Below are 24,967 nucleotides of genomic sequence, written 5' to 3'. Positions count from 1 at the left end.
TGATGGTCTCGATGGCGCGTAAAAGGGTGCTGCTCTTGCTGCGAGAGAGTGGGTGGCCAGGCCGCGCGTAGCGCGTCAGCGTTTCAGTTCGGCCACGAAATCGTAATAGTCGTCACGGCAGTAGCTTTCGGTCACCTCGATTGCCCGCTGGTCGGCGCCGTAACCGATCCGCGTGATGAGCAGGAGCGCCGCGCCCGGCGCGACGCCCATCCATTTGGCGATCTCGCGCGTCGCGTTGACCGCGCGAAAGTGCTGCAGCGCGCGCACCACCGCTGCGCCGCGCATTTCCAGGTAGCGGTACAGCGACGCGCCGAGCGCCTGCGGATCCGGCACGAACGCCGCGGGCAGCGTCGAATGCTCGACCGCCATCACGATGCCGTCCGCGCGGCGCAGCCGTTCGAGCCGCGCGACCAGCGCGCCGGGCGCGAGCCCGAGATGCGTGAGCTCGTCGCGGCTGGCGGCGCGCAGGGCCCGCTTGAGCCATACCGAATCGGGTTGGAAGCCGCGCTGCTCCATCTTCGCCGTGAACCCGACGAGGCGCGACAGCGGATCGGCCACGCGCGGCGTGATGAAACTGCCCGCGCCGCGCGCGCGCCGGATCAGCCCTTGTTCGACCAGCAGCGACAGCGCGCGCCGCGCGGTGATCCGCGACACACCGACCGACACCGACAGCACCCGTTCCGACGGCAGCGCCTCGCCGGCCTGCCACGCGCCGCCGTGAATCGCGCTCGCGAGATTGCGGGCGAGCTGCAGATAGAGCGGCGTGTCACTGTGAACGTCGGGCGCGAGGGCCGACCAGCCGATTTCCATGGGTATCCGTCGATCGAGAAGCGAACGCGGGGGCGTTCCGATGCGAGGCAATTATATAACCAAACTAATACCAGTCAATTCGACTGGGCCAGACCTCGCCGATACGCGGGAAGCGTTGCCTGGCGGGCGAATCGGCGCGCCGAAACCCTTTATTTACAACGTTCTCCGGGATAGGGATTTACCCGTATCGGCTTGATCGGGGTCAGGAAACGCGCGGCGGGAGCAAACGTTTTTGCACCTGGATGAGACCGGAATAGCACCAGTCGAAGGCACTGGTATGCAACGTGGTGCGCAGGGGAATGGGGCGACGCCGAGCGCCGGCGACGCCCCTGCCCTTTCGCAACGCGGTCGATCAGCATCGGATCGACGCCGAGCGCCTTGCCGGTTTCACGCAGCACGCCGCGCGCGGCGGTAGGTCGAGACGGCGGCCGCGAGCGCGGCGCGCTCGTGTCCGTATTTCCTGTAGATATGTTGAATCACCTCTTCCCGACGCTGGTGTTCGAAATCCACGTCGATATAGTACCCATGTGCGCTCTACTGATTTGCGCGCATGCGCGTCCAGCCGATCCGTTCTGACATATCAAGGTGTGACCCTGACCCAAGAAATAGTCCGGATCAAAAGTAGAGAAATTCGGCATGAAGTGTCCAAGCTGACACGAAGGCCATGCCATGAAGACGAGCGAGTTCACCGAAGAGCAGATCGCGTTTTCACCGAAGCAGGCGGAACTGGGCACGAAGGTCGAAGAGATATGTTGCAAGCTCGGGATCAGCGAAGCGACGTGCTACCGCTGGAAGAAGAAATTCGGAGGGCTGGGGCCCTCCGAACTACTCCGGTTGCGACAGCTTGAAGAGGAAAACGCGAGGCCGAAGCGGCTCGTAGCGAGCCTGAGTCTTAATAAGGCCATGTTGCAGGACGTCCTGGCAAAAAAGCTCTAAAGCCGGCCCGTAGGCGCATGTTGATCGTGAGGATTGCGGCGTGCTGGCACGCGTGACAGGACTTCTCCGCGCGGCCATCGTTCATATTGGCGCATAGGTTTTGCCCCTTTCCTGGCAAGGTCCCGGCAGAGAGCTACGCCAAACCGACGCTCGACGTTTTCTGGGGTGCCCGCCCCCGTCCCACGAGAAAAGCCGCAGTCTCTACGGCGCTCGTTGCGTCACCGACCATGCATCGTGTCGGGTCTTCGTGTATGCAGTGACAGGACTTGCGGTCGCTGCTATGTACCACCGGTTTCCGAGCACCGAGCCGCGCCACACAACTGCCACTGCGCCGCTTGGCCCTTCCTGGTGGATCGTCACACGCTTGGCACTGCTCAGCGTCGACGCATTCGCCGGCGGCCTGTTCGTCAATTCGTTGCTGTCGCTCTGGCTGATGCAACGCTCCGGCCTGTCGATCGGCTCGGCGGGACAGTTCTTCTTCTGGACCGGACTACTCTCAGTTGGCTCCCAACTCGTGGCGCCACCGCTGTCGCACAGGATCGACCTGCTGAACACGATGGTGATTACGCACATCCCGTCGAGCCTGTGCCTGATCGGTGCGACGCTCACGCCGTCGCTGCCGGCGACGCTAGCGCTGCTGCTGATGCGCAGCGCCGCAATTGCACAATGCTCGGATTCCCATGACTCAATTTTCAGGATGCCAAAACAATTTAATCTGACAAAAAGTGAGAATTCCATGGATTGGCACATTGTATGATGAATATCTCATCAGGGAAACTACTGATTTATATGAGTATTCGCGTTGGCTCTACGTCGTCGATGTTCGTTCGAGTGGTAGCCAACGCATGCCTGTTCGCGATGGCATGCGGCGTGTCGTCAGTCTGGGCGTTCGATCCGTTGTGGGTCGAGCATTCCGTGTCGACAACACCCGCTGCAGGCGTCCTTGGATCGGATCGCGCGGCGGTATGCGTGTTTGACGCATTGCCAAGGCTACTGCGACTGCAGGACGCGATTGAGCGATCTCTATGCCTCAATCCGAAAACACGTGAGGCGTGGGCAAATGTCAAGATACAGGCGTCCGCGGTCGGCGTCGCGCGTGGAGCGTTCCTGCCAACGCTCTCGGCAAACTGGCAGGGTACGCGTGACAAGACAGTGAATCATGTCATCGGGTACTCCCAATACGACTCGGGTTATCGAACCAACCTGCAGAACGCAGGCGTGTCATTGAGCTGGGTTTTGTACGACTTTGGTAGTCGCGCCGCGGCGCTCCGAAATGAAGCGAATCTGCTAGCTGCCGCGCAGGCGAACCAGCAGGCAACCCTTCAGGAAGTGTTCGCAAAGGTCGCCAGGGATTACTACGCCGCTCAGGCGGCACGTGGTGCGCTCGCGGCCGCCCGTGAGATTGAACAGACGGCACACGATAGCGTCGATGCGGCCACTGCCCTGTTCAATGCCGGCAGGGCTGATGTCAGCGACCAGTTGCAGGCAGAGACAACCTACACGGATTCGATGATGAGTCGCGTCAAGTCCGAGGAAGCATGGAAAGTCGCAGAGGGAACGCTGGCAGCGGACATGAATCTGTCTTCGGACATCGAATTATCGCTACCTGATGTTGGGGATGGCGTCGCGCCGACCCGTCAGTTTACCGATTCGGTCGCTGAACTGATGAAGGAGGCGCAACGAACGCATCCCTCTATCGTCGCGGCTCAGGCACGGGTTGCCGCCGCCCGCGCGAAGGCCAGGCAGATCCGTGCAGATGGCTTGCCGCGCCTGAGTCTGGTTGCACAGTACAACTACAATAACCAGCCGACAAGCCTGCAGCTCGGCTATCCCGTGTTCCCTGCCAGGCATAGCGAGTGGTATTTGGGCATCCAGGTGACAATCCCGATCTTCGAAGGTTTCACGCGCACCTATCTGACGCACGGTGCCGAAGCGCAAACGGATCTGCAGGCCGCTCTCCTTGAGGAGACCCGTCAGCAGGTGGGTCTGGAAGTCTGGAACAGCTATCAGGCGTTGCAGAGCGCGACCTCGAATCTTGGCAACAGTGCAAAGCTGCTTTCACTCGCGCAACGTTCACAAAAAGTGGCGAGGCAGCGCTATAAGATGGGTGTTGGCAACATCCAAGAGCTACTCAACACACAGTCATCGCTAGCCACCGCGAAACAGAAGCGGATTCAGGCACTGACAGATTGGCGCTCGACGCGGCTGCAACTGGCAGCAAAGCTCGGCAATCTTGGTATGTGGAGTCTGGATGGCGCTCAATAGTTTGCCGGGTCCTCGTTGTAGTGAATTGCACGCTCAAAGAGCGCTTTGGTCCTAAGTATGGAGCAGGAATAAGTCCCGTCAAACGGGAATGATAGTTAGATGAACTAAATGTGAATCAAGATGTAACTTATCCTGTTCATCGCCGGCATTCTTTCGCAGAGTGCGACTAAGAGGGCCAAATTCCAATCGTCGTTGGGGCACGATATGTCCGCGCGACAAATTTAAAGTGAGCGAGGGCTTCTGATGCGCCTGATCGAATTGCAAAGCGACTTCTTGGATGAGAGTTGTAGCGCGCTAAGTTTTAAGGCCCAGGAGCGCCTTTCGGTGGAACCGTTCTACAGGCTCGAACTGGTATCTCCCGACCCAGGGCTGAACTTCGAAGATCTGCTGGGTACCGGGCTATCGGTGTATATCGATATGGGTACGGACAAGGTGCGTCCGTTTAGTACGAACGTGTTCGCTGGCTACGATACCGGGCAACTTGGAAACCAGTATACCTACACGCTTGAGTTGGGAAGCTGGCTGTCCTTTATGGCCCAGACTCGCAACTGTCGCATCTTTCAGGGTCTGTCGGTGCCGGACATCGTTGCCCAGGTGTTCGAGGAACACCAGTTCACAAACTTCTATTTTGCGCTGGAGAACAGTTACGAGCCGCGTGAGTATTGCGTGCAGTTTCAGGAAAGCGATTTGGACTTCGTCAAGCGGCTACTGGAGGACGAAGGGATTTATTTCTGGGTGGAACATGCACTCGACTATCACGTGATCATGATCTCGGATACGCGGCGGTTCGTGGACCTGGATGCGCCTTACGGACAGATGTATTTTCTGCCCGATGGGGAGGAGTCGCGGGCAATTCAAGGCCGCGAGGGAATCCAGCGGCTCCAGCGCACGCGGCGGATCCGGCCGAACAATGTGGCGCTGCGGGACTTCAACTATCTCGCCCCGGGCAACCGGCTGGACATTGATGCGCAGGTGCCGCAGGCAAGTCCACCGCCGATCGCACTGGAATACTACGACTACGGTGCGGGTTACAACGAGCTTGAGAGGGGGCAACGGCTGGCCCGCCTGAGGCTGGCCGCGCTGCAGGCGGAGTCGCACCTGCTGGTGGGACAGAGCAATGCCCGGGCGCTCGCTACAGGACACGCATTCACGCTGTACGGCCACCCCGATACGCAGCGTAACCGGCGCTACAACGTGGTTAGCACCGAGCTTTCGTTCGTGCAGGGCGAGCCCGACAGTGGGGCGCAAGGTCCCAATGTTGCCGTCACGTTTGAAGTGCTGGCGGACGATCAGCCGTTCGTGCCGTTGTGGGTGACCCCGCGCCCCTCGGTGCCCGGCATCCAAAGCGCTACTGTGGTGGGGCGGCCGGGTGATGAGGTGTATACGGACCAGTTCGGTCGCATCCGGGTGCACTTTCACTGGGACCGCTACAAGACAGTGGAGGCGGATGCGTCGTGCTGGATTCGGGTGTCACAGGCGTGGGCGGGCAAGGGCTGGGGGGTACTTGCACTACCACGCGTGGGACAAGAGGTGCTGATCACGTATGTGGACGGTGATCTTGATCGTCCGCTGGTGGTGGGCACCGTGTACAACGGTGAGAATCCGACGCCTTATGAGTTGCCGAAAGACATTCGCTACACGGGGCTGGTCTCGCGCTCGTTGAGAAACGGCAACTGCCAGAACGCCAGTCAACTTACGTTCGACGATCTTCGTGGCGCAGAACGGTTATTGCTCCACGCGGAGCGCGACATGCAGCAGACGGTCGAGCGCAACAGTTCGACGGCTGTCGGTCAGGATCTGAACCTTTCAGTTCAGGGAACCTACACATCTGTGACGGGTATCTCATATAGCTATACCGGCATCTCCGTGTCGTACACGGGGATCAGTGCGAGCTTTACCGGCGTGTCCACGAGCTTTACTGGAACATCAGCAGACTTCACCGGTGTGAGCACGTCGTTCACGGGCGTGAGCACATCGTTCACCGGCGTAAACACCGGCTTCACAGGCGTGTCCACCAGCGGTACGGGCGTATCCACAAGCTTCACTGGTGTATCCACGGACCTCACCGGCATATCCACCAGTGTGATAGGTGCAAGCACGTCCGTCACTGGGACGGTGACCAGCATGACGGGCGTCAGTTCATCGATAACCGATACCAGCACTGACATGACGGGCATCTCCATCTCCTACACCGGAACCTCCACGAGCGTGACGGGCACCAGCACATCGATCACTGGAGAGTCGAAGAGTGTGACCGGCACATCTGTCTCCGAAACCGGCACATCCGTTTCTACGACGGGCAGTTCGGTCAACGTTACAGGTACCGACGTTTCAACTGTCGGTTCGAGCACGTCGACCACGACGTTTGCGAGTAACTTCGTTGGCACCCAAATCGCCGTCACTGGAATCAATATCTCCAGTACGGCTCAGGACATTAAAGTTGGGGAAACCAAAATGTCAAATATCGGCTCCGATCTCATGAGCCGGGGGATGCTAGTCGTAAATTAGTTTTTCAGACTCAACATTCTCTCTTGATTCTTGGCGGAACACGTTCTTCAGGCGCATGACAATTTTTTTCATCGCTAAGGACTGCTACAGATAAGGTGGCTGAATTTGTCTACAACCGCATCCCTGTCAGCGCTATGTGCTCTGGCAAGACTTCATCGCATCTCGGCCGATCCTGACATCCTGTCGCATGAACTTGGGTTGTCGCGTAACGCTCCCGTCCCAGATGAACAGTTGTTGCTCGCATCCAGGCGACTAGGTTTAAAGGCGAAGATCAGGCTCACCCAGGCCCAGCGTCTGCCACTTGCGCCTCTGCCGGCGTTGGCCCGTATCAGGAATGCCGACGGTTCTGTAGGCGCCAGCAGCGACGACGAGCAACACCGGTGGGTGGTCTTATCCGAATGTGATGGCCAGCGCGTCGTGCTCCTGGACTCTGAGGCGGAAGGAAGTCGCGTCGTCGAGCCCCTCAGCAGCTTCATTGAGCGGTGGGCACCGTCAGGCTCAGGCGAATTGCTCCTCGCCACCAGCCACGCCAGCCTGGCCGGGACATTGGATCAGTTTGACTTTACCTGGTTCATACCCAGCATCGTCAAATACCGCAGGTTTCTGGCCGAGGTGCTGACCGTATCCGTTGTTTTGCAGCTTTTTGCGCTTGTCAGCCCCTTGTTTTTCCAGGTGGTGATGGACAAGGTACTCATACACCGCGGTCTCACCACGCTTGATGTGCTGGTGACGGGCCTTGTCATGGTGATTGTGTTCGAGAGCCTGCTTAGTGGCTTATGTGCTTATGTGTTCAGCCACACAACCAGCCGCATTGACGTGGAATTGGGTTCCCGCCTGTTTCGCCATCTTTTGCAGCTACCGCTGGCCTACTTCCAAGCTCGGCGGGTCGGCGACTCGGTCGCCCGCGTTCGCGAACTCGAGAACATTCGCAGCTTTTTGACGGGGCAGTCCCTCACGCTCGTACTGGATGTCGCTTTTTCGGTGCTTTTCATTGGCGTGATGCTGCTCTACAGCGTGCCGCTCACACTTATTGTGCTCATCAGCCTGCCTCTGTACGCCGTCCTGATCCTGAGCGTGGTGCCAGTACTTCGTAGGCGCCTGAACGAAAAGTTTGCCCGCGGCGCTGAAAGCCAGTCCATGGTGGTTGAAACCATCACCGGAATACAGACCGTGAAAGCCAACGCCCTGGAACCGGCCATCGCCCTGCGCTGGGAGAACCAGCTGGCAGGCTATGTAGCGGCCAGCTTCAAGACCCAGAACCTCACCACGTGGGCCCGCGAAGGTATCAACCTGATCGGCAAGCTGGTCAGCGCTGCGACCATGTGGTTTGGCGCCCGGCTGGTAATGGATCACCAACTCAGCGTGGGCCAGTTCGTGGCCTTCAACATGTTTGCCGGTCATGTCGCCCAACCCATCGTGCGGCTGTCGCAGATATGGACGGACTTCCAGCAAACAGGTATCTCCATGCAACGCCTGGGTGACATCCTCAATACGCCCACCGAAGTGCCCCCCAGCACGCCTGCTCCGTTGCCCACGCTCAAAGGGCACGTCACCTTTGACAACGTCACCTTCCGCTACCGGCGCGACGCCACGCCCGTTTTGCAGTGCGTGAGCATCGATATCAGCCCTGGCGCGGTCCTCGGCATTGTAGGTCGATCGGGATCGGGCAAAAGCACGCTGACCAAACTTGTGCAGCGTCTCTACCTGCCCGAGCAGGGACGTGTCCTGGTGGACGGGATCGACATCAGCTTGGTCGACGCCGGCCACCTGCGTCGCCAGATTGGCGTTGTGCTGCAGGATAACTTCCTGTTTAACCGTAGTGTTCGAGAAAACATTGCGATTGCCGATCCGGGTGCCCCCATCGAACGGGTGATGCACGTGGCCCGGATGGCCGGTGCGCACGAGTTCATCTGCGAACTGCCCGAGGGCTATAACACCGTTGTGGGCGAACAGGGAGCGTCGCTGAGCGGCGGACAGCGACAGCGTCTGGCGATTGCCCGTGCCCTGTTCACCGATCCGCGCATTCTGATTTTTGATGAAGCTACCAGCGCACTGGACTATGAAAGCGAGGCCATCATCCAGCGCAACATGGCCACGATTGCACTGGATCGTACTGTGATCATCATTGCCCATCGCCTAAGCGCGGTGCGCCATGCCGACTTCATCATTGCCATGGATAAAGGCCAGATTGTGGAAGGTGGTTCGCATGACGAACTGGTTCACGTTCCCAGCGGCCTATACGCGCATCTGTGGAGCATGCAGCAAAATAATTCTCCGTCGGAACAGATGGCATGAGTGATGCGACGAACCGCAATGCCTTCCAGCGCCATCCGCTATACGCGCTGCTCGTGCGCTACCGTTCCGCATTTCAGGCCGCGTGGCGACAACGGCACGAACTTGCCGGTCCGGTTCGGATGGCTGACGAAGCGGCCTTCATGCCGGCTGCTCTGAGTCTGCAGGTCACTCCGCCGCATCCAGCTCCGGGACGGATCATGTGGATCATCATCGCGCTGTTCGGGTTGGCCTTGCTATGGGCTTGCCTGGGTCAGGTTGACATTGTGGCCGAGGCTTCAGGACGCATCGTGGTGAGCGAGGGTACCAAGCTTATCCAGCCACTGGAGAGCAATGTAATCAAAGCGATCAAGGTAAAAGATGGCGATAGGGTCAAGGCTGGCCAGACGCTGATTGAACTGGATCCGGTCAGCGCGCAGGCCGACAACCATCGTGTCAGTCAGGAGCGCGAAAGTGCCTTCTCCGAACTGTGGCGCACCCAGGCCTTGATGCAGGCCGTGAGCGAAAACCTGGCGCAGCCTGTGTTGCCAGCGCAAGGCAGTCTGCCGGCGCAAGATCTGGTCACGATCCAGACCCAACTCAAGTCGGACTGGCAAGATCTGACGGCTCAGCGAGCCCGGCTCGACGCCGACGTGCATGCTAAACAGGCCGAGCTGGACGTCGCGCGCGCGGAGATTGCCAAAATCACGGCCACCTTGCCGATCGTCAGGCAACGCGAAACGGACTTTAACCGTCTTGCAAAACAAGGCTACGTCAGCCGGCATGACGATCAGGACCGTATCCGGGATCGCATTGAAATGGAACATGACCTGGCCACGTTGCGGGCCCGGCAGGAGGAAGCCGAGGCCACCATTGAGCAGGCCAGACAGACCCTTGTGGCCTGGCAGGCTGACACCATCAAGGCCCTGCATGAGCGCCATGCCAAAGCCGAGCTGCAACAGCGCCAACTGCAAGCGGAAGGCATCAAAGCCGAGCAGCGCGTCCATCAAACGACGCTCACTGCTCCGGTTGACGGCACCGTACAGCAGCTGGCCGTTCATACAACCGGAGGGGTGGTGACCCCAGCTCAGGTGTTACTTGTGGTCGTGCCCGAGAAAGACCAGGTCATGGCCGACGTGACGCTGGAGAACAAGGATGTGGGTTTTGTGAACGTGGGGCAGCCGGCGGAGATCAAGCTGGATGCCTTTCCCTACACGCGCTATGGGACGGTGCCATCCAGGGTAGCCATCATCACGGCGGATGCCGTAATACAGGACCCCGGCGCGCAAGCGTCGGGAACTGGCGGCAAGTCGACCAATCCTGCAGGCGGGGCGGTATTTCCGGTCACGCTGGCACTGGCGCAAAACTTCATTGAGGTGGGCGGCCGGCGAATCACGCTTAAGCCCGGCATGAACTTAACCGCTGAGATCAAGACGGGTAGGCGCCGCATCATTGATTACCTGCTCAGTCCGATCCGAACCTATACACGGGAAAGCCTGCGAGAGCGATAAATATTTCGCTGGAGTGAACGCGCCAATTCAAGAAACCGGATGACCGTATTGATTACGGCCCTATCCTGACGTAGACCGTTCGACAGCGTCAGGTAGGTTCCCGTCAATACGGTTTCCTGTCGTGGTCAGCACCCTCACCGTGCTGGCATTTTTCTGAAACCGTCCTAAGGAGACAGGCACATGCCTAATCCCCAGATCCGTCGTACCGTCGCTGTACATTCTCCTGCCGTCGAAGTAACTGGTGGTACATCTCGCGTAAGCACCCAGCGGAGCGATGCCTCCCCTCCCAGTCCCGTGTACCAGAATCATGCCGTTTCCGAGCCCCAAGCACCGGCAATCGTCAGTCCGGTGCATCAACCACAGGTCAGCGTCAAAAAAAGTGTCTCGGCGGTAAGCGTCGAGACGAGCCACTCTGAGGGGCCTACCTCATCGGTCAAAATTTCGTCTAAAGCACCGAATAGTTCCGCGCCAGATACGAATCCGACCTCAAATATCAATACCGACGCCCCCTCGACTGGTATTGTTGTTAACACAAATACCAGCAACACCGGTTCGCGGGCCGGTCTGGAAGGGGTCAAGGCCAGCGCCACTTTAAATAATAATAAGTCATTGGCGAATTCCGCGAACAACGTCATCGTCGCTCACTCGGTAACTTCGGCTCCTTATAATTTATTTAACGCGATCACCTCGACGCCTCTCGAACAGTTCAAAGCGACCACGGGCCTTGTTTCTGATGCAAAAAACATCACCGAGGAGATTTCCAAAAACAGCAGCCCGAATACACTTAAGCCGATCTCGAGCGGAAACATACAAAAAATTCCGTCAAACAAAATCGTTAGACTCGGCGGACAAGGAGTGAATATCGGAAGTAAAAACTCAAACGTATTCGAAGTAACGCCTTCAAAAATCAATGTGGCCAGCAACACTATTCTGCCGGTTCTAAAAGTTGCTTCTTCAGCAAGCAAGACCGCCACTGGGCCAATCACTGTCGCCCAGGGTATTGGGAATATCCAGGAAAACAAGCCCATTGATGGCGCTCTCCAGGTAGTCGGAGGTACAGCCAAAACCGTGGAAGGTGGCAGCGAGCTGTACCAGCTAGCGAAGCCGGCGTCGAAAACGGCTGGCACGATCGCCAATACCACGAAAATTGTCGGATCCGGTGTCAGCGCGGTTATCTCCGCAAAAGATACATATGATGGGTTTTCTCAAGCCTTTGATACAACGGCGTCTGATGAGCAAAGAGCTTCGGCAACCATTCAGGGCAGTGTGGGAGCCGCCAATACGATTTTGAATGGCGCTGAATTAATTGGTGCAGCAACGGGCTCCTTTGGTGCCGCGGCAGTAGGCGGAGCCGGGGCCATCCCAATTGCAGTAAATCATGTGCTGCTGAACCACATCAACAATACCATTTCCGACAATCCCAACAGCCAAAGAGCTAAAATTTATCTCAATTCGTTTGCACATCCACAAAACTTCGGATGATCTGTTTTTGGCATTAGTTGATACGGCAGTTGGTGTGTGAAGTTGATCTTTCGAAGCTGCCATTTCAGCCCGGGCAAATTGCCCGGGCATCAGTTAATTGAACCGCAAGCCGACGCGTGATCCACCTTAGGCCTCCCTTTGATCTTGATGCGCTTTACCGTAGCAGCCTGATCCAGGCGCGACAAGGATTTACGATTTTCAAAAAAATATCTAATAGAATTAAATTCTTTTTCTATGAGCCGCACCGGGAATCGTGGAGGCTGGTTGGTTTAAGTTAATGCGGACACGTCAGCGGCATTTCTGAGTTGCCTGTCGTAGTTCAGCAGTCGGGATATAGCCAAGCGGTTCCATCAGGCGATGATGGTTGTACCAGGCCACCCATTCCAGCGTTTGCCAGTTCGATGGATTCCCTCGTTGAGATCCTCTGTCGGAGTGATGAATCAAGGTTCCGTCCTCGCCAGGTTGGCGGGCATACAGCGCCTGTTCAAGTGCATCCAGAACAAAGTCCGTGGTCATCGACGAGCTGACGCGCCAACCAACAATAGTAGAAGCCCAATGTCTTTCTGGGCCTCTCATTGAGCCGCGCTGCGATCTTGTTCAGTTGTGCCAGCTCGTATTGATCAAGTTGCGTACCGTGAGGCAAGGTTTGCGGCGTGCAGCCGATCATCGGTGCAATCGATTCGACTGCCGCCCACATCGACGGGGGCTCGGCTCGCTACGCTGCCCGCGTACCACGCGCACTGCGCGCTCTCGGACTTCCGGGGAAAACTTGCTTGGCTTCTTGTTCATGGCCCCATTCTCTCAAGAGTTGGAGCCTCCACAGAACTCGGCGCGGTTCAGTCCCTTCCTAGACTTCTCTCTAATGAAAGTTACGACTGACTGTCGGCAACTCGCCTAGAAGATGTGACAGATCTACCAGACGTTTGGCGACCAGGTGCTGAACCCCTTCAACGCTTTGCCAGACGCCCAACGCCGCCAACAGCTTAGCACCGAGGATTTCTTTACGCTGTCTCTCCAGCAACTTGGGCCAGATAATAACGTTCACGTTTCCGGTTTCGTCCTCAAGCGTGATGAAGATTACGCCTTTCGCAGTGCCCGGCCGCTGTCGTACCGTAACCAACCCGCATCCGCGCGCAAGCCTTCCGTTTGGGTAGGTGTTTAACGTCGTGGCCGGCATGAGCCTCTTCGCATGCAACATCGGACGCAGCAACGCCAAAGGATGTCGACGAAGCGTCAACCCCATGGACTGGTAATCACTCTGTATCTCGTTCCCTTCGGATGCCCATCCGAGATCCGGTGTTTCATCAACCACATTTGCTGAAGCAAGCAGATCCTTGTCGGGAACAGCGGCAACGGATTCCCACAGTGCACTTCGGCGGCTGCCAGCCAGAGACGCAAGGGCATCGGCCCTAGCCAGAACATGCAAATCATGTCGATCCAACTGAGCTCGCCGAGCCAAATCGACCGTCGACGAAAAGGCCTCAACGGATCGTGCCATTTCAATACGATCAGCCGCCTCCGCTCGCATCCCATGCAGAAGAGAAAGACCAAGCCGAACAACCGGGCGTCCCCCCTGCTCGCGATACTCCAGTGACGATTCCCAGTTGCTGATCGTGACGTCTGCAGGCAAGACCGTGACCCCATGGCGCTTCGCATCCTGGATGAGCTGCGATGGAGAGTAGAACCCCATTGGCTGGCTATTAAGCAACGAGACAAGGAACGCCTCGGGCTCATGACACTTCAACCAGCTACTGACGTAGACAAGCAACGCAAAGCTTGCCGCATGACTTTCCGGGAAGCCATAGTCGGCGAACCCCTTGATCTGGGCAAAAATCGCTTCGGCAAATTCTCGTTCATAGCCACGTATCAACATGCCGCTCACCAAGCGGTCGTGGTAAGGCTCCAGCCCTCCTTTACGCTTCCAAGCTGCCATCGCGCGCCTCAGCCCGTCTGCCTCGCCAGGAGAGAAGCCGGCCGCAAGAATTGCAACCTGCATCACTTGCTCCTGAAAAATCGGCACGCCAAGCGTTCGAGCTAATGCTGTTTCCAGATCCTTACCTGGATAGCTGACCGGATCGATTCCTTGACGTCGCTTCAAATATGGATGAACAGCACCACCTTGAATCGGGCCAGGCCGCACGATCGCCACCTCAATCACAAGATCGTAGAACGTCCGTGGTCTCAATCGCGGCAACATCGACTGTTGCGCTCTCGACTCGATTTGGAATACCCCGACTGTATCTGCCTTCGAGATCATGTCGTACGTTTCCGGATCCTCTGACGGGATATCCTGCATCTCAAATGGCTGATCGCGGTCCAGGGATATGAGGTCAAGCGCCCGACGAATGACGCTCAACATTCCCAGCGCCAGCACATCCACTTTGAGCAACCCGAGCGACTCGAGATCATCCTTATCCCACTGGATCACGCTACGATCCTGCATTGCCGCGTTCTCAATCGGTACAAGGCGTGACAACTTGCCTCGGCTGATGACAAAGCCACCGGAGTGCTGAGAAAGATGCCGAGGAAAACCACACAGCTGAGCGGCAAGCGATGCCCATGTCTGAATGACGGGTGCTGATGGATCCAACCCTGACTCTGTAAATCGCTCGAGTAAATCTGCCGTACCGTCGAACCAGTGATGCGCCTTGGCAACTCGATCGACAATCTGGGCATCAACACCGACTGCTTTCCCTACATCCCGAAGCACGCCTCTTGCACGGTACGTCGATACCGCGGCAGCAATAGCCGCACGGTCACGACCATACTTTCGATAGATGTACTGCATGACGGCTTCTCTCTTTTGATGTTCGAAATCGACATCGATGTCCGGATGACTATTACGTTCCCGGCTGATGAACCGTTCGAACAACATCGTTGATCGTGCAGGATCCACCTCCGTTATGCCAAGGCAATAACAGACTGCAGAATTCGCAGCTGATCCACGCCCCTGGCAGAGAATTCCTTCGCTACGAGCAAATTTGACGATGTCATATACGGTCAAAAAGTATGGCTCGTAGCGCAACTCCGTGATCAGTTCGAGCTCATGTTCGAGCTGCGCTTGCACGTTGAGAGGGATGCCGCTCGAGAAGCGACGATGCGCTCCCATGTACGTTTCCTGTCGCAGATATTCAGTTGGTGTGAGTCCAGCCGGTACTAGCTCATCGGGATACTCGTAACGCAACTCATCGAGCGAGAACCCGCAACGCGAAAGGATCGCGACCGTCTCGCTTAATGCGTTTGGATGATAGAGATGCGCCAGACGTATCCGCGCCCGCAAATGCTGCTCGGCATTCGGTGCAAGCTCATAGCCGCACTCTGCAACAGGCTTACCTATACGGATCCCCGTCATTGTGTCCTGCAGCGGCTTCCTGGAACGGACATGCATGGTTACATGCCCGACTGCAACAACTGGGACACCATTGCCATACGCTATGTGTTCGACAACACCAGCATGAAGATTGTCCATGGCGCGCTGATGCAGACATAGGCCGACCCATGCACGCCCGGGGAACGTCTCCCATAGCCACTCAACTTGGGCATCCAACACTTCCGGATCCGCGGGGAACTTGGGAATCAAGATTGCGAGGCACCCTGGCATTCCTCTCAGATGGGCATGCACCTTCTCCGGTTTCAAGAGGTCCTGTGGCATGAGGCGATATCCACCTTTGGGTGAGCGCATGCGTGCCAGCGTGATGAGCTCGGAGAGATTGCCATACCCTTCGCGGTTCTGTGCAAGCAAGATCAGATCAAAAGCCGGCGACGAATCGGCCTGAGTCAGCTTGAAGTACGACCCGATGACCAACGGAAAATTTAGATCCTTGGCTGCTACATGTGCCCGTACAACTCCCGCCAAAGAGCATTCGTCCGTGATGGCAATCCCAGAGTAACCCAGCTGGGCGGCTCGCTTGACCAGCTCCTCTGCATGCGAAGCCCCCTCCAAGAAAGTGAAGTTCGATAAGCAAAAGAGCTCGGCATATGCCGGCAACGAGAGAGGCAATGTGTCCATGAGATTTACAACCGATGTAGAACATTTCCGTTGAACAGGACATCCGTCAGACATCCGAGCGCTCTGTGTGGCCGGCGCTCCGGGAAGCGATGCTCTTTCGCGCTATCCCGATTGATTCCGTATATCTACCGATTCATCTAAGGGGGTGAAGTACCGAGGCAAAAGGCTGGCAGGCAAGCGTGCCGCTCATCGGTAGAAAAAAGGGGGCTATATACGTCGATATCGGGCGGCTCGCCGCGCTCGCGGCTGATGAAGCGCTCGAACAACAGCGTGCTGCGCTCGGGATCGACCTCGGTCACGCGCAGGCAGTAGCACACCACCGAGTTCGCGGCCGAGCCGCGCCCCTGGCACAGGATGTCGCGGCTGCGCGCGTAGCTGACGATGTCGTAGACCGTCAGGAAGTACGCCTCGTATTTCAGGTCGGCGATCAGCGTCAGCTCGTATTCGATGCGCTCGCGCACCTTCCCGGGCACGCCGTACGGATAGCGCGCCTGCGCACCCTTCCAGGTTTCCTGCGCCAGATAGGTGGCCGGCGTATGGCCGGGCGGCACGATCTCGCGCGGATATTCGTAGCACAGCTGATCGGCCGTGGCCGGATAGCGCGGCACGAGGACCGCGAAGCAGCCGGGCATGCCGCGCAGGTGCGCGAAGGCCTCGGGCGGCGCCGCCAGCTCCTGCCGCGCGAGCCGGTAGGTGCCCTTCGGCGCGCGCATCCTGAGCCAGGAAATCAGCTCGGACAGGTTGCCGTAGCCATCGCGATCGCGCGCGAGCAGCACGAGGCCGAAGCCCTGCCCGTCCTCGTCGGGCGTGACCTCGAAATACGCGCCGACCACGAGCGGCAGCCCCGCCGCCTTCGCCGCGACATGCATGCGCACCGCGCCCGCGAGCGAGCACTCGTCGGTGATCGCAAGGCCGCGGTAGCGCAGCGCGACCGCGCGCTCGACCAGTTCGTCGGCCGTCGACGCGCCGTGCAGGAACGAGAAATTCGAGCGGCAGAACAGCTCGGCGTAATCGGGCGGCGCCGGCAGCGTGCTCAGCATCGCCGCCTACCCGAAGAAACCGTGCAGAAACCAGCCCGGCTCGCCGTCATGCGCCGTCCGGCCGTGATAGACCCAGTAGCATGCGCCCGCGTCGTCCTGCGCGACGTAGTAGTCGCGCGCGCGCGGCGCGCCGTCGAACCAGCCCGCCTCGATCCGCTCGCGCGCCGATGCGAGCGTGAGCGGCGTGCGGTACACCGGGCGGTTGTCGCGCTCCGCGAGCGGCAGCGGCTCGGCCAGCAGCCAGGCCGGCCGGGGCGCCGCGTGCGCGGGCTCGCCGGCCCGGCCGGACGGCTCGCCGAGCGGAATCCAGCGGTTCGCGACCTCGGGCCGGTAGTCGTCGACGGGCGCGGCGCGCAGCACGTTGTGCGCGCCGAGCCGCGCGCCCAGCAATTCGAACAGGCGCGCGCGCGCCTCCGGCGTGCCGCCCGGCTCCGGGAACAGATCGTCGGGCGGCGGCGCGGCCTCGACCACGCGCGTGGCGACGAGGCGCACCGCGATCACCGCGGCCGGCAGCGGCACACGCGCGAGCCGCTCGCCCAGCACCCGCACGCAGTGCGCTTCGTCGCGCGTCGGCGCGGCGAACGCGAGTTCGAGCACGGTCGGCGGCAGCGCGTGCCGCCCGCGCTCATGTTCGAGCCGGCATTCGAACGCCGTGAGCGACAGCTGCCGCGCGGCCAGCCAGCCGCCCAGCTGCACGATCAGCCGCCGCGCGACGAACAGCACCGCCTCCGCGTGCTCGACCCGCTCCGGCAACTCGAGCCGCGCATCGAACACCGGCGGCACCGGCAGCCATTCGAACAGCTCCGGCGCATCGCCGTAGGCGCGGTCGAGCGCGCCGCTGAGCGCGGTGCCGCAGCGCCGCTGCAATGCGGCGCGCGGCAGACGGCGCAGGTCGGCGAGCGTACGGCAGCCGAGCCCGTCGAACCAGGCCGCGAACGGCCGGGCCGCAGGCAGCAGCGCGCACGGCACGCAGGCGAGCGCACGCTCGAGCGACGCGCGCCGCAACACCCGGCGCGGCCGCCGCAGGCCGGCGCGCGCGAGCAGCCACGCGCCGCCGCCCGTGGGCGCGACGCCGATGCGCGCGCGATAGCCGAGCGTCGCGAGCGCCGCGCGCGCGGCGCGGCACAGCGCAGGCAGGCCGCCGAACAACCGCAGGCTCGCGCCGATCTCGGCCAGCAGCGTCGCCTCGTCCTGCAGGGTCACGTTCGGCGCGAAGCGCAGCAACGCGAGCGCGACCGCGCGCAGCGCGTCCGCCTCGCGCGCCGGATCGCGTTCGAGCAGCCGCACGGCGGGTGCGACGGTCAGCACGCCGCCGCGCTTCATGCCCACGCGCACGCCCGCCGCGCGCGCCGCCGCGTCCGCGCGCAACACCACGCCCTGCTCCAGCACTGCGCAGCCGGAATCGGACTCAGGCGGCATCGGCTGCCGCGGCCGGAACACGTCCAGCGGCAGGGACGGCAGATGGACGCCGAGAAAAACGCGCATGACGGCTCCCCAGGATCGGCGACGGCAGCAGCGCGAGCGACAGCGCGCCGCTCGTCGCCGGCCCGCGGCGCTTGATGATGTCGACCGCGATGCCGCCGGGCTCGGGCCGCAGCGCGACGCGCAGCGGCGCCGGCGACGGCTGCTGCGCGGCGGCCAGCGGCCGCAGCATGATGAACAGGGTGGCGGACGCGCGCGCGGCCGCGAGGTGCAGCCGGCGCAGCGCCTCGGGCCGCGTATCCAGCTGCCACAGCAGCAGCGCGCCGCAGCAGCCGGCCTTGAGGATCTGCTCGGCCGTCCACAGCGCATCCGCGCTGCGCGCGGCGCGCAGCCACAGCAGCGCGTCGCGCGGCAGGCCGAGCCGGGCCAGCGCGCGCGCTTCCGGCACGTGAGGCGGCTGCACGAGCGCGAGCGGCCGCTGCGCGCTGACGGCCCGGACGAGCGCCGGCGCGAGCAGGCGCAGCTCGCCGCAGCCGGCCTGCGGCACGAGCAGCTCGGTCAGCCCGCCGAGCGGCCAGCCGCCGCCGGGCAACTCGGCCGACAGCGACGGATGGCCGGTCTCGATCGTGCGCGGCACGCCGCGCGCGAGCTGGGAGCCGCGCCACAGGGACGGATGAAGGGTTTCGGGAAGAACGGAGGATGCGGGCATGACGCCACCCATAACTGTATATTTATACAGTATAGGACAATGACGATGTTGCGCACAGTCCATGCCGGCCCCGGGTTTGCTGGCGACTCCCGCCCTTGAAATCCTGCAGGTCCCGTCGCTCGGCACCGCGACATCTTCGCGGCCTGGCCGACCTCATCGATCATTCAGGATCTCAGCCATGCCGTCTCCGAGATGGATGCGTTGATGGCTCGCTTTCCGGCGGGCGGAGCACCCGTGACCGATTCATTGATCGATACGTCCGCCATCTTCGAGACGGCCTACGCCCGCTTCGTCAGCGTGATCGGACTCTCCGAAGTCAGACGGCGCGATGCGCTGCCGGCCCAGGCGCTGCGGAACAGAAACATTCTGCTCTACAGCAACATCGGCGTCTCCGTGCTGTTTTTCGTTGCAATCCTGATCTTTTCCCGATCGATCCAGAACTTCGGCCGGGCGCTGCGAACGGCCCATCAGGTGTCGCACACCAAGCAGGTGTTTCTCGCCGCGATCAACCACGAACTCCGCAACCCGCTGCAGACGATCGTGTCCGCCACGGAAAACATCTCGCACTACGCCACCAGCCGCGAATTGATGCTCGCCGTGATCAACATCGACCAGGCGGTGAAGCACATCGAAACCCATATGCGGGATCTGACAGACTACCTGCGGTTCAAGACGCACAAGATCAACCTGCGCACCGCCCCGATCGATCTTCGCTCGATCGCCGCCGAAGCTGTCCGCCGATTCAAGCCGATGGCCGATAAAAAGGACATCCGGCTTCAGGCCACGTTTTACACGTCCCTATCGACATTCCTCTCCGACGAGCAACGCGTGCAACAGATCATCGACAATCTCGTCGAGAATGCGATCAAGTACTCGCCACATGGCGTCGTCGAAATAAGATGCGGGATTCTTGCGGAGTCAGGCCGTTCGCACGCAAAAATTGAAGTCATCGACGAGGGAATCGGCATCGACAGGAACAAGATCAATTTCCTGTTCTCGCCATTCTTTCAAAGCCAGTTTCAGGATAGCCCGGGGGTCTCCGGATACGGCATGGGCCTCGCGGTCGTGCGAGGTCTCGTGGAAGTCCTGGGTGGAGATATTTCCGTGGAAAGCGACGTCGGCAAGGGCACGGCCTTCATGGTCACGCTCCCCTGCCAATCGCTCGTCACGCACGATGCGCAACCCGGTCAGGCGTCGCCGGACGGGGGTGATTCGAACTGAGCGTCGATCAAGGCGCGGATTTCCCGCGATGCCGGCTCATCGCTCGATACTGCGAGAATGTTGGGGCCGAGATCATGGATGTCGTATTTGAAATCGATCAGCGTCCGATGCATGCTGCCGAGGTTCGACTTGATCTTCTCGATGAACAAGACCGGGCGGGACGCCGCAAGGTTTCCAGCCCGCCGGCAATGACCGCCTCCTCCATGCCCTCGACATCGATCTTAACGAGGTCGACATGCGGCTGGTCTAACGAGTCGAGCGTGATTAACGGAACGTCGTACCCCGCGCCGTAGTTGATTTGCTGGCCGATATCCTCATTCTTTTTTACCATGCACCAGCTCCAGGCTGCCGAAACTGGATTTCCGGTGGTAATCGACGAACGGCACCTTCAACGATCCGACCTCGCCGCCGATCGCCGCGTTTCTGGCGTCGACATTGAAGCAATTATTGATGGCGATGTTTCCGCACAGCGCATAGTAAACCGGCTTTTGCGCCTTGATCGAGATGACGCTGCCCGCATCGCCCAGCGCCCGCGCCCGCGCAAACTCTATCGTGTGTACGCCGATATTCGCGCCGCAGTCGATTGCCACGACAGGCCGCCGGCCGCCGAGCGCGCGCACCTTCATCCTCAGGATCGAATTGAGCAGTTCGACGTCGCTCTTATAAAATCCCCCGGTCTCCAGAATCCCACCCTACACCGTAGGTGCCGTACGCTTCGCTACGATTTTCGTCATTTCTGTTGACGATAAGCGTTCCGTGACTCGTTGACGCCAATATGTAAGCAACTTTCACGAACATCCCTCGTTGAATATTTATTCACGCACCTTCGCGCAGGATTTCAATAATACACAGCGAGGCCCGGGAGATTTTCGACGCCCGGGCTTCGCCCGGCGTGAATCATATCCGCGCCCGGTTACGTCTCGCCTGTAATCGGTGGCCGCCAGTCGGAAGACGAGGGCAGATCCACGCGCCTGTCGTGCACTATTCGCACCCGCAGCGAATCATGGATGTTCGGCGTCGAATGCCGCCGAAGAGTCTGTTCGTTTAATTTATTCCACCCTCTTCGGATCACGCCTGCATCACCGATAAGTCCCGCAGGAAAACCTTTGAAGATCAGTCCGGAGCCGCCTCTTTCATGGAGCGAACGCCCGGCCCGACACCGTGGGGACGCACCACGCGCGCCCCCACGGTGCGCTTCACCCCAGCAGCAGCGCGTCGTCGTCGAGCCGCTCGTGCCGCACCTTCTCGAACATCTGCAGCAGGTCGGGCACGTCGAGGCCCTTGCGCGCGTCGCCGGCCACGTCGAGCACCACCTGCCCCTGGTGCAGCATCACCGTGCGATCGCCGTAGTCGAGCGCCTGCCGCATGCTGTGGGTGACCATCATCGTCGTCAGCTTGCCCTCGGCGACGATGCGCGCGGTCAGCTCCAGCACGAACGCGGCCGTCTTCGGGTCGAGCGCCGCGGTGTGCTCGTCGAGCAGCAGGATCCGCGACGGCCGCAGCGACGCCATCAACAGGCTCACCGCCTGCCGCTGGCCGCCCGACAGCAGGCCGATGCGATCGGCCAGGCGGTTCTCGAGCCCGAGGTTCAGGAGCCGCAGCTTGTCGCGGAACAGCTCGCGCGACGCGCGGTTGAGCGCCGGGCGAAAGCCGCGCCGCACGCCGCGCGCGGTCGCGAGCGCCATGTTCTCCTCGATCGTCAGCGCCTCGCAGGTGCCCGCCATCGGGTCCTGGAACACGCGCGCGACGAGGTGCGCGCGATCCCACGCCGGGCGGCGCGTGACTTCGGCGCCGTCGATCGAGATGCGGCCGGCGTCGACCGGCTGGTCGCCGCTGATCGCGTTCAGGAAGGTGGATTTGCCGGCGCCGTTCGAGCCGATCACCGCGACGAACTGGCCGTCCGGGATCTCCAGCGACAGGCCGCGCAGCGCGCGGGTCTCGATCGGCGTGCCGGGATTGAAGGTGAGTTTCAGGTCGTGTGCGGACAGCATCTCATGCCCCTCCGTTCTTGCGCGCGAACAACTTCTTGCGGGTTGCGGGCAGCACCAGCGCGACCGTGACGAGCAGCGCGGTGACGAGGTTCAGATCCTGCGCCTTCAGGCCGATGAAATCGCTGTTGAGCGCGAGCGCGATGAAGAAGCGATAGAGAATCGCGCCGATCACGACGGCCAGCGTCGTCAGCACCAGCCGGCGCGCGGGCAGGAGCGTCTCGCCGATGATCACGGCGGCGAGGCCGATCACGATCGTGCCGATCCCCATCGAGATGTCGGCGCCGCCCTGGGTCTGCGCGAACAGCGCGCCCGCCAGCGCGACGAGCGCGTTCGACAGCGCCATCCCGGCGAGCGTCGCGCGGCCGGTGGCGATTCCCTGCGCGCGCGCCATGCGCGGATTCGCGCCGGTCGCGCGCATCGCGAGGCCGAGCTGCGACGAGAAGAACCAGTCGAGGCCGAGCTTCGCGACCACCACGACCACGCACAGCAGGGCCGGGCGCAGCACGTAGTCGGGCATCCAGTCGGGCTGCAGCACCGAGAAAATGGTCGGCTCGGTGATCAGCGGCACGTTGGGCCGCCCCATGATCCGCAGGTTGACCGAGTACAGCGCGATCATCATCAGGATGCTCGCGAGCAGATCCATGATCTTGAGGCGCACGTTGAGCCAGCCGGTGATGAAGCCGGCGCACGCGCCCGCGGCGATCGCGACGAGGGTCGAGGTGAACGGATCATGGCCGGCCGCGATCAGCGTCGCGGCGACGGCGCCGCCGAGCGGAAAGCTGCCGTCGACGGTCAGGTCGGGAAAGTTGAGGATGCGGAACGAGATCAGCACCCCGAGGGCGACGAGGCTGAAGATCAGGCCGATCTCCAGCGCGCCCAGCAACGAAAACAAAGACATGATGGGGAATCCTGTTGCGGGCGCGGCACGCGTGCCGCGCCCGGTCGGCATCGGCGGCGGGCCCGGGTCGGGCGCGCCGTCCGCCTGTTCTATCGTGGCCCGGTAGGGCCCGCGCAACCGCGCCGCCCGCTCGCGCGGCGGCGCATGCGTCGCGTCTTACTTGATGACCGTCTTCGCTTCCTTCACGAGGTCGGGCGAGAGCGTGACGCCCTGCTTCGCGGCCGCGTCCGTGTTGACGAACAGTTCGAGGTTGCTGCTCGTCTCGGACGCGATCGCGCCCGGCTTCTCGCCCTTCAGGATCCGCACCACGATCTTGCCGGTCTGGCGGCCGAGATCGCCGTAGTTGATCCCGAGCGCCGCGATGCCGCCGCGCTTCACGCTGTCGGTGTCGCCCGCGACCAGCGGGATCTTCGCCTCGTTCGCGACCTTCACGAGCGCCTCGTAGGCGGACACGACGTTGTTGTCGGTGTTCGTGTAGATCACGTCGACCTTGCCGATCAGGCTCTTCGCGGCGGACGCGATGTCGACGGTGCGCGGCGCGGCCGCCTCCTTGAGGCTCATCCCCTGCTTCGCGAGCAGATCCTTGAGTTCCTTGACGACCACGACCGAGTTCGCCTCGCCCGGGTTGTAGACCATCCCGACCGTCTTGGCCTTCGGCACCACGCGCTTGATCAGCGCGACCTGGCGGTCGAGCGGCAGCTTGTCGGACACGCCCGTCACGTTGGTGCCCGACGGCCCCCAGCCCTTCACGAGCTGCGCGGCGACCGGATCGGTCACGCCCGAGTAGACGACCGGCACGTTCTTGGTCGACGCGACCACGGCCTGCGCGGCGGGCGTCGCGATCGCGACGATCACGTCGGGCTGGTCGCCGATGAACTTGCGGGCGATCTGCGCGGCGGTGCCGGTATTGCCCTGCGCGCTCTGGTATTCCCACTTGAGCTTGTCGCCGTCGTAGCCGGACGCCTTCAGCTCCGCGCGCACGCCGTCGCGGATCGCATCGAGCGCGGGGTGGTCGACGATCGACAGGACCTTGACGGTCTGCGCGTGTGCGCCGGACAGCATCGCGAGCGACACCGCGCCCGCCAGGATCGATTGGACGGCCACTGCCTTGAAACGCTTCATGTATGAGTCTCCCCCGGTATCGGTTCTGGGTTTTGGGTTCTATAGGGTGAATCGGGCCGCGTCGCATGACGCGCGCGCCTGTCATGCGATCGTCAGCCAGCGCACGAGCATACCATTCCATTAATATGAATTTCGAGGCGCGCACCCATCCGGCGCGCCCATGAAAAAAGGTTCATCGCGGATTACCGGGGAAGGCAGCGCGGATCTTGAGGAAGAAGTATTCCTCATCCCGGTAGCCGTAGGCCCGACGCTTGATAACCTTGATGGTGTTGTTGATGCCTTCGACGACGCTGGTATTGAGCGGGTGTTTGCAGCGAGCCAGAATGCCGTGCCAGTAGCTTTGCAGGCGTTCAGCGAACAGTTTGAGCGGCGTAATGCCGCTCTGCTGAGCCTGCCTGATCCATTGTCCCCATGCCTTCTGAGCCCAGGCGGGTCTCTGGTAGAACCAGAGTCGCTTGAGTTCATCGCGTAGCAGATAGACGCACAGCAACGGCTGGTTGGCTTCCAGCAGTTCATTCAGATGTACCGCCTGATCTGCCCGCAAGTTCTGGCGATTGCGCAGCAGCAGCCAGCGGCTCGACTTCAGTACTTTGCGCGCAGGACGGTCGTGCCGAAGCTGATTGGCCTGATCGACTCGTACCCGGTCAATGACTTCACGTCCGTACTTGGCCACCACGTGGAACAAGTCATAGACGACTTCCGCCTGCGGGCAGTTCGCCTTGATTTCCAGCTCATAGGCGGTCGTCATATCGATGGCGACCGCCTCGATGCG

General features: G+C 60.9%; 17 protein-coding genes and 5 pseudogenes. 8 read left to right on the top strand and 14 right to left on the bottom strand.

Going from position 1 to position 24,967, the window contains the following annotated elements; genetic code table 11:
- Positions 1-75: 75 nt before the first annotated feature.
- Together AC1RQF_RS17695 and AC1RQF_RS17690 are read right to left on the bottom strand one after the other, a co-directional pair.
- Complete coding sequence (locus tag AC1RQF_RS17695) at positions 76-810, bottom strand: GntR family transcriptional regulator (RefSeq protein WP_273999224.1); 735 nt, start codon at positions 808-810, stop codon at positions 76-78.
- Between the two features lie 335 nt (positions 811-1,145).
- Positions 1,146-1,326 (bottom strand): annotated as a pseudogene (locus AC1RQF_RS17690) (hypothetical protein); the annotation flags it as partial.
- 153 nt (positions 1,327-1,479) lie between these two features.
- Here AC1RQF_RS17690 and AC1RQF_RS17685 point away from each other — a divergent pair.
- The 7 genes and pseudogenes from AC1RQF_RS17685 to AC1RQF_RS17655 form a co-directional block, all read left to right on the top strand.
- Positions 1,480-1,772, top strand: a pseudogene (locus AC1RQF_RS17685) (transposase); the annotation flags it as partial.
- Between the two features lie 221 nt (positions 1,773-1,993).
- Positions 1,994-2,401, top strand: a pseudogene (locus AC1RQF_RS17680) (MFS transporter); the annotation flags it as partial.
- Between the two features lie 98 nt (positions 2,402-2,499).
- Positions 2,500-4,011 (top strand): TolC family protein, encoded by a 1,512-nt coding sequence (locus AC1RQF_RS17675; RefSeq protein ID WP_492872609.1) that lies wholly within the window; start codon positions 2,500-2,502, stop codon positions 4,009-4,011.
- Between the two features lie 243 nt (positions 4,012-4,254).
- Positions 4,255-6,519: a type VI secretion system Vgr family protein gene (locus AC1RQF_RS17670; RefSeq protein WP_492872608.1), complete on the top strand. Its 2,265-nt coding sequence runs from the start codon at positions 4,255-4,257 to the stop codon at positions 6,517-6,519.
- A 105-nt stretch (positions 6,520-6,624) separates the two neighbouring features.
- Positions 6,625-8,814, top strand: coding sequence for a type I secretion system permease/ATPase (locus AC1RQF_RS17665; protein ID WP_273999228.1), 2,190 nt, complete (start codon positions 6,625-6,627; stop codon positions 8,812-8,814).
- On the top strand, positions 8,811-10,301 hold the full coding sequence (locus tag AC1RQF_RS17660; RefSeq protein ID WP_273999229.1) for an HlyD family type I secretion periplasmic adaptor subunit: 1,491 nt from the start codon (positions 8,811-8,813) through the stop codon (positions 10,299-10,301). Before AC1RQF_RS17665 ends, AC1RQF_RS17660 begins: the two co-directional genes overlap by 4 nt.
- A 180-nt stretch (positions 10,302-10,481) precedes the next feature.
- Positions 10,482-11,783 (top strand): hypothetical protein, encoded by a 1,302-nt coding sequence (locus AC1RQF_RS17655; protein ID WP_492872607.1) that lies wholly within the window; start codon positions 10,482-10,484, stop codon positions 11,781-11,783.
- Between the two features lie 288 nt (positions 11,784-12,071).
- Here the strand turns inward: AC1RQF_RS17655 and AC1RQF_RS17650 are convergent.
- From AC1RQF_RS17650 to imuA, 5 genes and pseudogenes are all read right to left on the bottom strand, one after another.
- Positions 12,072-12,338, bottom strand: a pseudogene (locus AC1RQF_RS17650) (hypothetical protein); the annotation flags it as partial.
- A 304-nt stretch (positions 12,339-12,642) separates the two neighbouring features.
- Complete coding sequence (locus AC1RQF_RS17645) at positions 12,643-15,792, bottom strand: error-prone DNA polymerase (RefSeq protein WP_273999232.1); 3,150 nt, start codon at positions 15,790-15,792, stop codon at positions 12,643-12,645.
- A 212-nt stretch (positions 15,793-16,004) separates the two neighbouring features.
- A pseudogene (locus AC1RQF_RS17640) lies at positions 16,005-16,832 on the bottom strand (PHP domain-containing protein); the annotation flags it as partial.
- Positions 16,833-16,838: 6 nt separating this feature from the next.
- On the bottom strand, positions 16,839-18,317 hold the full coding sequence (locus AC1RQF_RS17635) for a Y-family DNA polymerase (RefSeq protein ID WP_492872606.1): 1,479 nt from the start codon (positions 18,315-18,317) through the stop codon (positions 16,839-16,841).
- The gene (imuA, locus tag AC1RQF_RS17630; RefSeq protein ID WP_273999234.1) at positions 18,241-18,963 is read right to left on the bottom strand and encodes a translesion DNA synthesis-associated protein ImuA; all 723 of its coding nucleotides are present in this window, start codon (positions 18,961-18,963) and stop codon (positions 18,241-18,243) included. The genes AC1RQF_RS17635 and imuA overlap by 77 nt, the downstream gene beginning before the upstream one ends.
- Positions 18,964-19,167: 204 nt before the next feature.
- On the opposite strand from imuA, the gene AC1RQF_RS17625 reads away from it, so the two are divergent.
- Entirely contained in the window at positions 19,168-20,184 is a 1,017-nt protein-coding gene (locus tag AC1RQF_RS17625) for a sensor histidine kinase (protein ID WP_492872605.1), read from the top strand.
- Here AC1RQF_RS17625 and AC1RQF_RS17620 read toward each other — a convergent pair.
- From AC1RQF_RS17620 to AC1RQF_RS17590, 7 genes are all read right to left on the bottom strand, one after another.
- Entirely contained in the window at positions 20,151-20,333 is a 183-nt protein-coding gene (locus AC1RQF_RS17620) for a hypothetical protein (RefSeq protein WP_492872640.1), read from the bottom strand. The genes AC1RQF_RS17625 and AC1RQF_RS17620 overlap by 34 nt on opposite strands.
- On the bottom strand, positions 20,282-20,515 hold the full coding sequence (locus AC1RQF_RS17615) for an FkbM family methyltransferase (RefSeq protein ID WP_492872604.1): 234 nt from the start codon (positions 20,513-20,515) through the stop codon (positions 20,282-20,284). Before AC1RQF_RS17615 ends, AC1RQF_RS17620 begins: the two co-directional genes overlap by 52 nt.
- A complete protein-coding gene (locus AC1RQF_RS17610) occupies positions 20,499-20,810 on the bottom strand; it encodes an FkbM family methyltransferase (RefSeq protein WP_492872603.1) in 312 nt (103 codons plus the stop codon). Before AC1RQF_RS17610 ends, AC1RQF_RS17615 begins: the two co-directional genes overlap by 17 nt.
- 570 nt (positions 20,811-21,380) lie before the next feature.
- Positions 21,381-22,175, bottom strand: coding sequence for an ABC transporter ATP-binding protein (locus tag AC1RQF_RS17605; protein WP_273999240.1), 795 nt, complete (start codon positions 22,173-22,175; stop codon positions 21,381-21,383).
- Between the two features lies 1 nt (position 22,176).
- Positions 22,177-23,073 carry an ABC transporter permease gene (locus tag AC1RQF_RS17600; RefSeq protein ID WP_273999242.1) on the bottom strand — a complete coding sequence of 299 codons (897 nt, stop codon included), beginning with the start codon at positions 23,071-23,073 and terminating at the stop codon, positions 22,177-22,179.
- A gap of 156 nt (positions 23,074-23,229) precedes the next feature.
- The gene (locus AC1RQF_RS17595; RefSeq protein ID WP_273999243.1) at positions 23,230-24,195 is read right to left on the bottom strand and encodes an ABC transporter substrate-binding protein; all 966 of its coding nucleotides are present in this window, start codon (positions 24,193-24,195) and stop codon (positions 23,230-23,232) included.
- A gap of 172 nt (positions 24,196-24,367) precedes the next feature.
- Positions 24,368-24,967: ISL3 family transposase (locus AC1RQF_RS17590; RefSeq protein WP_492872602.1), on the bottom strand; the 600-nt coding region annotated here is incomplete at its 5' end.

The organism is Burkholderia sp. GW821-FHT14F03 (assembly GCF_058803765.1).
This window is presented reverse-complemented; position numbering and strand designations above follow the sequence as displayed.

What these genes read in the sequence shown, in the direction of transcription:
- AC1RQF_RS17600 (WP_273999242.1), bottom strand. Translation starts at nt 23,073, where the DNA reads ATGTCTTTGTTTTCGTTGCTGGGCGCGCTGGAGATCGGCCTGATCTTC.
- AC1RQF_RS17635 (WP_492872606.1), bottom strand. Translation starts at nt 18,317, where the DNA reads ATGCGCGTTTTTCTCGGCGTCCATCTGCCGTCCCTGCCGCTGGACGTG.
- AC1RQF_RS17595 (WP_273999243.1), bottom strand. Translation starts at nt 24,195, where the DNA reads ATGAAGCGTTTCAAGGCAGTGGCCGTCCAATCGATCCTGGCGGGCGCG.
- AC1RQF_RS17615 (WP_492872604.1), bottom strand. Translation starts at nt 20,515, where the DNA reads ATGGTAAAAAAGAATGAGGATATCGGCCAGCAAATCAACTACGGCGCG.
- AC1RQF_RS17625 (WP_492872605.1), top strand. Translation starts at nt 19,168, where the DNA reads ATGGCTCGCTTTCCGGCGGGCGGAGCACCCGTGACCGATTCATTGATC.
- AC1RQF_RS17695 (WP_273999224.1), bottom strand. Translation starts at nt 810, where the DNA reads ATGGAAATCGGCTGGTCGGCCCTCGCGCCCGACGTTCACAGTGACACG.
- AC1RQF_RS17645 (WP_273999232.1), bottom strand. Translation starts at nt 15,792, where the DNA reads ATGGACACATTGCCTCTCTCGTTGCCGGCATATGCCGAGCTCTTTTGC.
- AC1RQF_RS17655 (WP_492872607.1), top strand. Translation starts at nt 10,482, where the DNA reads ATGCCTAATCCCCAGATCCGTCGTACCGTCGCTGTACATTCTCCTGCC.
- AC1RQF_RS17675 (WP_492872609.1), top strand. Translation starts at nt 2,500, where the DNA reads ATGATGAATATCTCATCAGGGAAACTACTGATTTATATGAGTATTCGC.
- AC1RQF_RS17670 (WP_492872608.1), top strand. Translation starts at nt 4,255, where the DNA reads ATGCGCCTGATCGAATTGCAAAGCGACTTCTTGGATGAGAGTTGTAGC.
- AC1RQF_RS17660 (WP_273999229.1), top strand. Translation starts at nt 8,811, where the DNA reads ATGAGTGATGCGACGAACCGCAATGCCTTCCAGCGCCATCCGCTATAC.
- AC1RQF_RS17605 (WP_273999240.1), bottom strand. Translation starts at nt 22,175, where the DNA reads ATGCTGTCCGCACACGACCTGAAACTCACCTTCAATCCCGGCACGCCG.
- AC1RQF_RS17610 (WP_492872603.1), bottom strand. Translation starts at nt 20,810, where the DNA reads ATGAAGGTGCGCGCGCTCGGCGGCCGGCGGCCTGTCGTGGCAATCGAC.
- imuA (WP_273999234.1), bottom strand. Translation starts at nt 18,963, where the DNA reads ATGCCCGCATCCTCCGTTCTTCCCGAAACCCTTCATCCGTCCCTGTGG.